The 11,474-nt window shown below is 45.6% G+C and carries 12 protein-coding genes; 6 read left to right on the top strand and 6 right to left on the bottom strand.

Annotated elements, in window-relative coordinates; genetic code table 11:
* The 6 genes from D1841_RS11905 to vanR all read left to right on the top strand — a co-directional run.
* On the top strand, nt 1-569 hold a 569-nt coding region (locus D1841_RS11905; RefSeq protein WP_160643238.1), incomplete at its 5' end, for a CPBP family intramembrane glutamic endopeptidase.
* A gap of 340 nt (nt 570-909) precedes the next feature.
* Complete coding sequence (locus D1841_RS19880) at nt 910-1,635, top strand: FtsX-like permease family protein (protein WP_334461166.1); 726 nt, start codon at nt 910-912, stop codon at nt 1,633-1,635.
* A gap of 302 nt (nt 1,636-1,937) precedes the next feature.
* The gene (locus D1841_RS11895; protein WP_160643236.1) at nt 1,938-2,411 is read left to right on the top strand and encodes a hypothetical protein; all 474 of its coding nucleotides are present in this window, start codon (nt 1,938-1,940) and stop codon (nt 2,409-2,411) included.
* A 21-nt stretch (nt 2,412-2,432) separates the two neighbouring features.
* Nucleotides 2,433-2,900, top strand: a complete 468-nt coding sequence (locus tag D1841_RS11890; protein ID WP_160643234.1) for a hypothetical protein — start codon at nt 2,433-2,435, stop codon at nt 2,898-2,900.
* Nucleotides 2,901-3,261: 361 nt separating this feature from the next.
* Nucleotides 3,262-3,654, top strand: coding sequence for a DUF6608 family protein (locus D1841_RS11885; RefSeq protein WP_160643232.1), 393 nt, complete (start codon nt 3,262-3,264; stop codon nt 3,652-3,654).
* 7 nt (nt 3,655-3,661) lie between these two features.
* Entirely contained in the window at nt 3,662-4,381 is a 720-nt protein-coding gene (gene vanR / locus D1841_RS11880) for a VanR-ABDEGLN family response regulator transcription factor (protein WP_160643230.1), read from the top strand.
* Nucleotides 4,382-4,593: 212 nt separating this feature from the next.
* Here the strand turns inward: vanR and D1841_RS11875 are convergent, their stop codons facing one another.
* The 6 genes from D1841_RS11875 to D1841_RS11850 all read right to left on the bottom strand — a co-directional run bounded on the left by D1841_RS11875 (nt 4,594) and on the right by D1841_RS11850 (nt 11,470).
* Nucleotides 4,594-4,878, bottom strand: a complete 285-nt coding sequence (locus D1841_RS11875) for an rRNA biogenesis protein rrp5 (RefSeq protein WP_160643228.1) — start codon at nt 4,876-4,878, stop codon at nt 4,594-4,596.
* The gene (locus D1841_RS11870; RefSeq protein ID WP_160643226.1) at nt 4,865-5,077 is read right to left on the bottom strand and encodes a hypothetical protein; all 213 of its coding nucleotides are present in this window, start codon (nt 5,075-5,077) and stop codon (nt 4,865-4,867) included. Before D1841_RS11870 ends, D1841_RS11875 begins: the two co-directional genes overlap by 14 nt.
* 91 nt (nt 5,078-5,168) lie before the next feature.
* The gene (locus tag D1841_RS11865; protein ID WP_160643224.1) at nt 5,169-5,657 is read right to left on the bottom strand and encodes a sigma-70 family RNA polymerase sigma factor; all 489 of its coding nucleotides are present in this window, start codon (nt 5,655-5,657) and stop codon (nt 5,169-5,171) included.
* Nucleotides 5,658-6,044: 387 nt separating this feature from the next.
* Nucleotides 6,045-7,637 carry a hypothetical protein gene (locus tag D1841_RS11860; protein ID WP_160643242.1) on the bottom strand — a complete coding sequence of 531 codons (1,593 nt, stop codon included), beginning with the start codon at nt 7,635-7,637 and terminating at the stop codon, nt 6,045-6,047.
* Complete coding sequence (locus D1841_RS11855) at nt 7,603-8,367, bottom strand: M48 family metallopeptidase (protein ID WP_160643222.1); 765 nt, start codon at nt 8,365-8,367, stop codon at nt 7,603-7,605. Before D1841_RS11855 ends, D1841_RS11860 begins: the two co-directional genes overlap by 35 nt.
* Entirely contained in the window at nt 8,360-11,470 is a 3,111-nt protein-coding gene (locus D1841_RS11850) for a type I restriction endonuclease subunit R (RefSeq protein WP_160643221.1), read from the bottom strand. The genes D1841_RS11855 and D1841_RS11850 overlap by 8 nt, the downstream gene beginning before the upstream one ends.
* Nucleotides 11,471-11,474 lie beyond the last annotated feature (4 nt).

Raw genomic sequence — 11,474 nt, 5'->3', positions numbered from 1 at the left:
GCCTTGAATTTGCCATTCTGTCCCTGCAAGGCAATCCCGCGCATTTTGAACTATATGTCAGCGGTTTTTCATTGACCGGCTCTCCCATAAAGAATACCGGCTTTGTTTTCTTTGCGTTGTGCGTATTATTCAATATCGTCAATGTGTGGATGGAGGAGGGCGTTTTCCGCGGGCTGTTTATTAAGCTGCTCTCTGAAACAAAGCCCTTTATGGCCGCAAATTTGATTGCCGCATTTCTGTTTGGCATTTGGCACATTGTCATGCCAATCAGGAGCTATATAGATGGTGAGGTGTCATTTGGGGCAATGGCTTTTATGAGCATCGGTTATGTGATTCTCGCCGGGATCATGGGTGTCAAGTGGGGGCTTCTTTACCGCGTGACAAGGAACCTATGGGTTGGACTTGGTGACCATCTGTTCAATAATACCGTTGCCACCAATATGCTGCATGTGGTTTCTTCAACGGGTACGGACGAATTGCAGATTGTCCGGATTATGGCAGCGCAGCTTGTTTCCTTCGTTTTGGTGTTGGTGATTTATCATCACAAGAATAGAAAAACAAATGAATAAAACAAATTTTCCGGGGTACTTATCCCCAGAGAGTAAGCGCCCCTTTTTCAAGGAGAAATCGGTTATGCGTCATGTCTATATTCGTGGTATCCTGGCTCCGATCTGGCCGGAAGATTGAAAGCGATCTGTGGCATCACCCTCGGAAATATGTGGTTCCGGTGGTAATGCTGCTGCTTGCGGGAGGTGTCTCGGCCTGGCCGGTACTGCTGTATGTCCTGTTGGCTCTGTTGGCTGTGGAAATTGCAATTTTACTTTTTATATGTCGGAGGCATCCGGAGTGATGGATAAAAATAAATGAAAAAGATATTATGCGGTTTCGGGAGGAGCCGGGGATATCTTAGTGTCCTACCGGGATGGCATGCAATGGAAGACCGGGGATACTGTGACGCTCCATACGCCTTTTGGGGAGAAACGGGCGAGGATTGCGGGAATCCTTTCTTCTACAAACGCATCAAGTGAAGCGGGAAGCCTTGGATACATTATATGCTCAGAACAGCTGTTTACGGAAAGCATCGGTGCGGCAGGCTATACGGCTGTGGATATACAGCTTGCAGGCAGCGGCACGGATGAGACAGTATCGGCAATACGGAGCCTGCTTCCATCTGACGTCTCCATTGCAGATAAACGACTGTCAAATTCGGAATCCCAGAGTTCCTACTATACAGGCGCCGTGTTTATTTACGGGTTCCTGTTTATCATTGCGCTGATCACCGTATTCAATATCTTTAACAGTATGAATGCCAGCGTGGCGGCGAGGACCAGACAGTATGGCGTGATGCGTTCCATTGGAATGGGCGCCGGACAGCTTTATAAGATGATTGCTGCAGAAGCAACCACCTATGCAGTTTTAGGATGTGTCACTGGATGTGTACTGGGATTGCCGTTGAATAAGATGATGTTCCAGTTCCTGATTGCAGATAAATGGGGAACAACCTGGCAGCTTCCGGTTGCCTCCCTGCTGCTGATTGTCATGTTATGCTTCGGCTCTGCGGCGCTGGCAATTCGGCGGCCAGTCAAAAGAATCGGGCAATTGTCCATTGTGGATACCATAAAGCTGCAGCAGTAACACATGGATACAGACAAAAAATTTTGTAATGTCCGAGTTTTGTAACAATTCAGCCTGTTTTTAAGCTGATCGGATGAATGATACGGATGTTTCTGTGACATTTGGGTTTTGCAATGTCCTTACCATAAAAAAACAGTTCTTGGTCGAGCGGATGCGGGCAACGAAATCATGATCTCACAAAACATTTCATGACATCCAGATAGCATTTCATTACAAGAGCCTTGAAACGGTGTCCTTTGCTCTATATACTGATAAAAGCAAAGAACTTTTTGCAAAATTAGCCATAGAAAGGAGACGCAAGCATGAACGTACAGATGATGGATGGACTCCTGGGTGCCAGCTCCAATATCAAGCTGGCGGGTACGCCCATGAGTGTGTACCGCCAGGCCAGTGCTGAAGGCGACATGGAGAAGATGAAACGTGCGCTGGGCTATACTGGCGAATGCACCGAGAAGGCCGTCAAATATCAGGAAAAACTGGACGAGGGCATGAAGGCTGAGGCGGAGGCTGAAAAGGAAAAGGCCAAGCTGGAGCAAGAAGCCGCCATCGAAAAGCGCCGGGAGGAACACAAGCGGGCGGAAGAAGGCGCAGAGCCGGGCCGTTCCCAGGAGACCGACCAGGTCCAAATCAGCGAGGCGGCGAAAGCGGCGCTGAAGAACATCCCGCCTGTCGAGGCGGCAGAACCAGTTTCCAGTGAGCCGATGATTTATACGCCGGCTGGAGAGGTTTCAGCCGTTCCGGCAGAAACAGAACCCAGTGTTTCATTTTCTGCATAATATTTTAAGGAGGAATATCTTATGACGCCAATTTCTGGTTTGAATCACGAAGCAATCCGCCCCTTGTCCGCTCCTGAGAAGACACAGGGCGCGCCTAAGGTTCAGAAACCCGAGGAGCCTCAAAGCCGCCAGCCAAAGGCCACGATGGATGAGTACGTCCCCGAGGAACCACAGGAGCCCTCCGGCCGCTACTGGATGGGCAAGGATGAGGATGGTCAGCCAAAAATTCATTTCGACGATCCGGAAAAGGCGGCAGGCGCGCCCAAAAAGCCGGAGGAAAAGTGGGTCTGCGATACGGGCAAGGTGGACCGGGAAATCGAAAAACTCAAAAAGAAGCAGCAGGAGCTGAAACAGCAGCTGGGTACCGAAACCAACGAGGCCCGAATCAAAGAATTGGAACGCCAGCTGGCCCAGGCGGAACGGGAACTCAGTGAAAAAGACAACGATACCTACCGCAAACAGCACTCTACATTCACGCAGATCTCATAGTTCATGGAAAGCGGCGGTTTTTAAGCAGACTGCCGTTTTCTTGTGTTACAACACAAAATCACAAAACTATGGAGGTGGCAACCATGTGTAACCTGCTACAAGCAAATCTGTTCCGCCTGTTTCGGAGACTACACAGCTGGCAGGACTATCAGAACAAGATATTTTGCACCCGGTACGGATCATTCTGCTTGACGCAGGGCTGAGCGCGGCACTTTGCCTGGGCGGGATATGGCTATTCCGGCGAAAGGATATTAAGTAGCTAAGAATAGGAAAATGTTAAGAAATTCCACAGGGAAAACACAAAAAGAAGAAAAACAACTTTGATATAATGGCAGTGAAATCTTAGGGAGGCAAAGGGAAAATGAGTAAACAAAAATGGATCGATCCTGTGTCGGTCTATTGCATCATCTATACTGTAATTACGCTGTTAAACAGCGTTTTGTATCTCTACAACGATATTTATGAGGACCCCAGCGGCAACTGGCATGAGCTGGACAGGGCGATCATCCTTCTGATTGGCGTTGCGGCGTTTGAGCTGTGTACCAGTCTACCCATTAAGCCGCCCATCTTGCGGTATGTGGCCGCGTACATCCCGTCCCTGCTGCTGGCCTTCGCCTATGTCTGGTTTACCAGTTTGCGGGAACCATTGGCAAAAACGGCGTATCAGGATATTTGGATTAACTTTACGGGCCTGTATATTGTGCTGAGTGTCGCCAACACCATTGTTGGCATTTGCAAGAAAAAAAGGGAGTGAAAGCCAAATGGCAAATTCTGTGAATAGTATCGCCCATATCCTGGTGGTAGATGATGAAAAAGAACTGGCTGACGTATTGGAGATTTATCTAACCGGCGATGGCTATATAGTCCATAAATGCTATACCGGTGCAGAGGCATTTGACTGCATGGAGCACACAGAATTCGACCTGGCGCTCCTGGATGTGATGCTCCCCGATGCAGATGGCTTTCAGCTTTGCAAGAAACTCCGGGAAAAGTCCTATTGCCCCATTATCATGCTCACTGCCAGGGTGGCAGATAGGGACAAGATTATGGGCCTGACCATCGGGGCTGATGACTATATCACCAAGCCCTTCAATCCCCTGGAAGTTGCAGCCCGAGTCAAGACCCAGCTGCGGCGGTACAGGCTCTATAACAGACCCGTCCCAAGGCAGGAGGACCCTGTCCATGAATATGACATCCGGGGGCTGGTCATCACCCAGGACAACCACAAGTGTTTCCTGTTCGGGAAGGAAGTCCAGCTGACTCCCATCGAGTTTTCCATCCTCTGGTATCTCTGTGAAAAACAGGGGATTGTCGTCCCCTCCGAGGAATTGTTTGAGGCAGTGTGGGGTGAAAAATACCTGCACAGCAATAACACCGTCATGGCCCACATCGGACGGCTGCGGGAAAAGCTGGGCGAGCCCGCCCGAAACCCAAGGTTCATAAAAACGGTATGGGGGGTCGGCTACACCATTGAAAAGTAAGAAAGGCTTCAGGCCGCTGCGCAGGAAGATATTCCTCCGCGCCGTCACTGTACTGGCAGCGACTACCATTGCGATATATTTTTCCTACACGGTCCTCTTACAAGGCCACTTTGCCAATGGGATGATTGCCCTGTTTCAAAGCGTCCTGGGTGTGGATTACGATGTTGCTCTTCAATTCTATGAACATATTTTTCGCAGCCACAAAGACGCCATCATCCTGCTTTCCCTCCTGCTGGTAGCAGTTGGGCTACCTCGGCTGTCATACCGTTCTGCGTCTTAACCGCAAGCACAGCACGGACATCTGCCAAAGCAGGCACCTTTTCTGCTATCTGCTTTGTGGGTTGTCCTGTTTCGACAGGCTTCGACACTCCCTTGGCTTCTACGAAGATTTCCTGGCTGTCGGCAAATGCATAAGCCACAGCTTCCAGTCCGTCTGCCAATGAGTGCATCAGCTTCACCACATCGAGGAGCAGATTAAATTTGTTAGCGTTTGTCATGGTTCTCGCCTCCTTTCAGTTCGTGAATCTCGACGGTCTGCACCGAATCACCTGGAGAGAGAACCAGAACGTTGACCTGCTGACCAAAGAGGAAGTCGAGCAGTTTCTTGCGAATCTGCACCGTACCGCTTCGGACTACCGGAGAAGGTGTGCCGCCGGGGTTTGCAATGTTGATACATACCTTGTGTTTAATTCCCATTGCACTTGGCTCCTTTCCGAGGAGTTTTTCTCACCCCTCTGTCCATAAGCGAAAAATGAGGGGGAATCGAACCCCCTCAAATGAAACTTTTTTAGATTTTCTTTTTCAGTGCTGCATAAATCTTGGTAAGTCTGTTACGGATGGCCGCCTCGGAAACGCCCTCTTCGGCTGCAATCTGCACGTTGGTCATGCCACGATAGAACTTTTTCACAATGGTATCCTTCTGCTTGTCCGTAAGCTGTGACAAAGCAACCTTCAACTTTTCTATCTGTAGAGAACGCTCCTCATTTGCAATGGAGGTCAGAATCTGTGCCAGAGGATTATAGGTTTCATCCTCAAGATACGGGTTGCGGTCATCCGCATCGTCGCCGTCCCCGTCGTGGTAGCCGTCATAGTGAATCGGACAGTGATATGCCTCTCTACGGTCGGCATCCAGTTCGTCATCGTCCATACCATGAAGCTGAGAGATGATGGTTGCGTTTTCTCCGTTTTCACCGGGTGTGATGGTGTAGCTTGTACCATCGTTGAAGTAGTAGATGTAATTTGTACGGTTGTCTTCCGCTGTTTTGAACTTTCTCATTTAAAGTCCCTGCCTTTCTTTTCCGCCCAATTGGGTGGCGGCAGGGACACAAAAAGAGCCGATGTAATGATGTACACCGACTCTGATACCGAAAATGGGCATGACAAAGCACGGTGGGTACATCTCGTTCAAAAAACAGCCTGTTAGCTAATTTCTTGACTCTTGATGTATCCCGCCGCCTTAAGGTCGACCACTTCGGGCATTGGAATATTTTTTCTGACAATCTCCTTGTGTTGATTGTCATAGACATTATAATTCTTTAAGATTTTTCATGACCAACTCGGTGAGTTGGTCGAGGAATGCCCATAATATCGGTGTTTTCTGTTTTTGGACATAAAAAAAGGACCCCTTTCGGGGTCCAAAACCAACTCAGTGAGTTATCAAAATTTATTCATTATCTTTTATGGTGCTTCCTAATTCATCAACACCTGCTCTTTTACAGATGCTATTGAAATCCTGTACGGAAATACCAGGCATATTCTCCATAATGCGAATATAGGTTTTATCTGGGTCATGGTAATAGTCCAGCTTATTCTTCGACTTTTCAAAAATCTTTTCTGTAATGCGAAGACTTAATTTCATGCCAACACATATAGCCATAAGGACATCTGTACCCATATTGTTGTATTTATCGTTTTTTATCTTTCCGTGATAATTTTTATGCAATCCTGTTCTATCATTGAACACTTCCGGGTAATTCCATTTTCTGTTTTCCATCAAATACCACAGACATTGGCATAGCGTACTCGTCGGGTCGCCTAATTTTTTCATCAGTTCTATTTCTTCAGCTTCATCATAAACAGAAATATACTCATGAAACGCATCATAAGCCTCGTCGGGTTCGTATGCGAAATTGGCCTGATATTTCGGATGAAATGTTAATATTCGTTGGTCTATCCCTTCCACACGATGCAGAACAGAAAAACCAATCAAGTCCTTCGACACATTTCGGTATTCAGTGTACTTATACTCGCGGATATTAATAGCACATTGAACCAGCTTTTTCTTTGCTTTTGCTGTTAAATGGAGTTCGCCTTCTTTTATTAGAACATACTGCTTCTCAGCAAGAACAAAATAGCCATCTGCATATACGAAACGGCCTCCATCTACCCACTCTCTTAATGATGAGTCTGCGGATAGAAGTTGATAGGCTTCAAGCGGTGTTAATGCCACCAGTTCCTTGCTTCCTGTTATTTCCGCAAATACTGCATCAAAATCATCAAAATTTCGGAGTATATCAAGCAAACCAACCTCAATCAAACGGTACTTGACCGAAACACGAGATACAATAAAAAATGTACTCAAATCCTCAATAAGGATATCGCAGGATGGAAATATATCGTTTTGTGGGTCGTTATAACTGGCTATTAACTCCTGTGCCTTCTGTTTGAACATTTCAAAAGGCATCAACACTCTTGGAGCCAATCTATGTGCCTGCCACTCCAACCACTTTACCTCATTTTCTTTTGTCTTTTTCCCTTCCGGAGGCTCAAAGAATGTTTCGGACTGTCGGCACATAATTGGATACAGTTTTTCTGATGCGGCAGCATTTTTCAATGCCAAAATTTCAAAATACATCTTATCCTTTTCCCAATGTAGTGCCTCGTGTATAAGAGTATTTCGTTTTGCGCCCTCGCCGTAAACCGCCTCAGAGGCAGGGTCAATCAATATTGTCCCCGCAGGAAAGTGAACGGACTGAGATGTGCCATTATCGGCATCATATACATCAACCTCTCCATCTAAAAGCAAGCAACATCCAAATATATCGAGATTTCTCGAAAGTGATACTTCTTTGACTGTAAGTTGTGCTTCTGCGAGAATCTTCTCAACGGGAAGTGACATCGGAGCCAGAAGAGCCTCTTTGCAATGCTTAGTCAGATATTTAGTTGCATAATCATCCAGGCGATTCTTGCCAAGAATTAAGGCTCCTGTTTTTTTATTGATATCATAGATATCGCTCGATGTCAGCTTCTTCGTCATCAATATCGGATTCTCCTTTTTCCATGTAATCAAGAGGCATAGTAGCCAACAATTTTTTTGCTTCACGCCATGTCGGATAATACTGCTCTACTAAAGCGTGGAATCTATGCGTGTGGTTTTTCTCTAACAAATGCACTAATTCGTGAACAACCACATATTCAAGACACTCCACAGGTTTCTTTGCAAGCTGCAAATTAATCCAAATCCTGCGCTTGTCAATGTTACACGTGCCCCAGCGAGTTCTCATATTCTTAATACGAACTTCACTCGCATATACTTCCATTTTCTTTTCGCAACTTGCTACAACGGTATCCAGGACACGGCTCAATTCCTGTCTATACCACTCAATAAATAATTTCTCTTTTGCGTCCGTTGATGTACCTTCCGGCACAGTCATTACTATTTTGGTTGGCGTTTTTACAATTTTCTGTTGCTTGTCCTCATAGATGACCTGCAAACGGTATGGTTTACCCCACAAGTAATGGGATTCGCCGGATACATATTCTCTTTTACTCTGACGCTCCTGCGCCAACATTCTGTCACGAACCTTAGTAATCTCCGGTAATTTCTTCAGGACAAATAATTTTATATCTTCATCCTTCAGTTCCAGGGGAGAACTAACGGTCACATTGCCTTCCGGCGGGTTGACTCTAACATACAGATTTTTTAGATTGCTCTTTCTTATAATTTCAACGGTCAACCCACCGATTTCCATTTCTTCTTTACGCATCGTATTCTTCCTGCCTTTGTGCAATATCGAAGACATTATTGGTTTCTTCAGTCGCCTTGTCTTCGCTATAGCTATGAAGCAATAATTTTTTATAAATAGCAAGTCTTATACGCTGCTGTTTTTGAAAATTTCTCTTCCATTCCGGTTGAATCGATACTCGGATTGCTCCATCAACATCAATCGTCAATTCAACATTCTGCTCAAAATAGTCATACAACGCACGTCTTGCGGCGCTATCCTTAATCTCATTAGGATAGCTACCACTGGTTTCCGGATGGAGAATGGCTTCCGCCAGTTCAACAACCTGTCTGAGATATTCTTCATAACTCATAGCTTCAATCTTTCGCTGCATGATGATTTTCTTCAGCATCTCAGACAACTTTCCATAGTACACACTATTGGAACTCATCTTCTTAACAATTTCATGCTGCAAGTTGTTGTCGATTGTCTCAGCTTTTGCCTCATTGTCACCAGGCAGGTCTTTAACCAGATCCGCCGGAGTTGTCGTTTTCCCTTGTAAGAGAAGTTCAACAAGAGACATATTTCCGAGTTCACTCACCACTTTTGTGTCTTCGGCACGGATGTAGGTATCCAAAATATAGCGCATATCAGCCTCATATGGCTTGAGGTCAATATAATCGCAACTTGCCAACTTAATCATTTCCTTGATTTTGTTATAGCCGGATATTTCACCACGCAGGTGATTTACATCCTCTTCGGTATAACCATAATCAGCAACCAATCTGTCGCAGCAATTGGCAAAGGAACGAGAAAGAGCCGCCGTCAACGCATACAGTGTGTCTCTTCTTGCGGTTTTCTCATCACTTTCGCTGTCATCACCGCAAAAATATTCAATGTAGTCGGTATCTGCCTGTGGCATAGGAACATTCTCAATCAACGCTTCAAGAGAAGTGAGTGTTCCTTCCAACTCAGATTTTGCTTCATCATAGCGATTTTTAATGAGTCCTTCGACATCTTCTTTATCGTAGCCATCGAAGGCCTCGGTTGTGTAATCTGCAACCGCAAGCTGCACATTACGGAATAAGTCCATATAATCCACGATATATCCATAATCCTTGTCCTCGCCATCTGGTCTGTTAACACGGCAGATAGCCTGGAACAAGTCATGGTCACGCATGGATTTATCAATATAAAGATAGGTTGCACTCGGAGCGTCAAAGCCAGTCAGCAGTTTATCAACCACAATAAGCAGTTTCATCTGCGCCGGCTCGTGTTTGAAGCGTTCCTTGGCATCCTTTTCAAACTCAGCAATTTTCTTTCCGCCGAGCATACGCTCATAGATTGCTTTTTTATACTCGTCTTCGCTTGCTTGATTAGGGTCAGTCGTGGCCGTTCTGACACTCTGTGTGGTAGGTTCATAAGAAGTAACAACAGCACACTTAGTAAATCCCATGCTCATGAAGATTTCCCAATAGCGGCAAGCCTCATAAATACTGTTTGCCACAAGCATAGCTGTGCCACGGTCTTCCTTAAGTCTCGGCTTAAGGCTCATATCAAAAACGATATCGGATGCAATTTTCTCCAGACGCTGCTTGGAACTATACAGTTTATTGATAGAAGTCCAACTCTGCTTTAATTGGAGTTTTGCACGTTCAGTCAATCCGTGTGTTTTGTTTTCAAACCACAAATCGACTTTATCCTGGCTGGACAAATCCTGATCTACATCCCTCGCTTCATAACGAAGGTCAAGAACCACTCCGTCCTCTACGCCTTCATCGAATTTATAAGTATGGATGTATGTACCGAATGTTTCCAGGCTCGTCTGCTTGTCCGTTTTCAAAAGAGGAGTACCCGTAAAACCAATCAGAACGGCGTTAGGCATCAGCACTTTTACAGCCTCATGCAATTTGCCGGAATTGGTACGGTGACACTCATCGATGAATGCCACGATATTGCCTTTTGCACAGAAATCCTTCGGGAGGTCCTTCAGCAATTCTTTTCTGTACTGGTCAATATCAGACTGATTTCCCGCATTATGTCCATACTTGTGAATCAACGAACACACGATGGCGTCCTCATTCTTATCCAAAATGGAACGCAGGTCAGCACAGCTTTTGGCTCTACGAACTTTTTCATCCACATCAATGAAAAGGCTTTCAATTTGGTCATCCAGTTCATCACGGTCCGTAATAATAACAACTCGGCTGTCTGTGACGTTTTCAATAATCCACTTGGTAAGCCAAACCATAATCAGCGATTTACCGGAACCTTGGGTGTTCCAGATGATACCGCCTTCTTTATCTTGGATTCGCTTACGGGCAGCAATGTTAGCAAAATACTGATTGTGTCTTGTAACCTTCTTGATGCCCGCATCATATATCACGAAATCATGGATAAGAGACAAGAAGCGTTCCTTGTGGCAAAGAGAAATTACACCATCTCTCAAACGGTTAACTTCCTTGACCTGTAACAGTTTCACGGCAGCAGATAATTCATCTGTTGCTTTTTTGTCCTCTTTCCATTTCAGATAATACTTCTCAGGCGTATCGGTTGTACCATAGAAAAGACCTTCTGCTTCATTGCCTGCAAACAGAAACTGTGCCGTACTGAAGAAATTCAGTATGTTTTCACGCTTCTGATTCTGCAGCATCTGACGGATGCCTTTCCCGGCACTGACATAAGAACTCTTCAATTCAAATATGCCAAGTGCGATACCGTTAATATACAGTACAACATCGGGACGTTTTCTCGTTACCTTATCAAAGCGCAGAACAGACACTTCTTCCGCAACATAGAAATCATTGCTGTCAATATCGTCCCAATTTATATAGTGTACTGTCTGGCGGCGGCCACGCTCATCCTTCGCTCCCTGTCGTCCATAACGGAGCAGGGAATATACGCCTCGGTTAATTTGATAGAGCGTATCGACCTGATTATTCACTTTGCTCAAGAGTTCACTGATAGCAGTTTTGATCTGGTCATCACTGTACCCACGCTTTTTCAGATTGGCTTTCAGCAAATCTTCCTTGACAGGTGTGTTGTCGATATCTTCAAGGTTTCCAAGATAAGTATAACCGAGGTCATCCACCAACCAATGCAGGACTCTTTTTTGTAATTTTTTCTCCGCATCTACAGTTGCCATCTTG

The sequence above is a fragment of the Neglectibacter sp. X4 genome (assembly GCF_009917365.1).
Lineage (GTDB): Bacteria > Bacillota > Clostridia > Oscillospirales > Acutalibacteraceae > Acutalibacter.
This window is presented reverse-complemented; position numbering and strand designations above follow the sequence as displayed.

Bases quoted from the DNA above. Each gene is read 5' to 3' on its own strand.
- D1841_RS11885 (WP_160643232.1), top strand. From the start codon at position 3,262: ATGAGTAAACAAAAATGGATCGATCCTGTGTCGGTCTATTGCATCATC.
- D1841_RS11875 (WP_160643228.1), bottom strand. From the start codon at position 4,878: ATGACAAACGCTAACAAATTTAATCTGCTCCTCGATGTGGTGAAGCTG.
- vanR (WP_160643230.1), top strand. From the start codon at position 3,662: ATGGCAAATTCTGTGAATAGTATCGCCCATATCCTGGTGGTAGATGAT.
- D1841_RS11855 (WP_160643222.1), bottom strand. From the start codon at position 8,367: ATGCGTAAAGAAGAAATGGAAATCGGTGGGTTGACCGTTGAAATTATA.
- D1841_RS11890 (WP_160643234.1), top strand. From the start codon at position 2,433: ATGACGCCAATTTCTGGTTTGAATCACGAAGCAATCCGCCCCTTGTCC.
- D1841_RS11870 (WP_160643226.1), bottom strand. From the start codon at position 5,077: ATGGGAATTAAACACAAGGTATGTATCAACATTGCAAACCCCGGCGGC.
- D1841_RS11860 (WP_160643242.1), bottom strand. From the start codon at position 7,637: ATGACGAAGAAGCTGACATCGAGCGATATCTATGATATCAATAAAAAA.
- D1841_RS11850 (WP_160643221.1), bottom strand. From the start codon at position 11,470: ATGGCAACTGTAGATGCGGAGAAAAAATTACAAAAAAGAGTCCTGCAT.
- D1841_RS11865 (WP_160643224.1), bottom strand. From the start codon at position 5,657: ATGAGAAAGTTCAAAACAGCGGAAGACAACCGTACAAATTACATCTAC.
- D1841_RS11895 (WP_160643236.1), top strand. From the start codon at position 1,938: ATGAACGTACAGATGATGGATGGACTCCTGGGTGCCAGCTCCAATATC.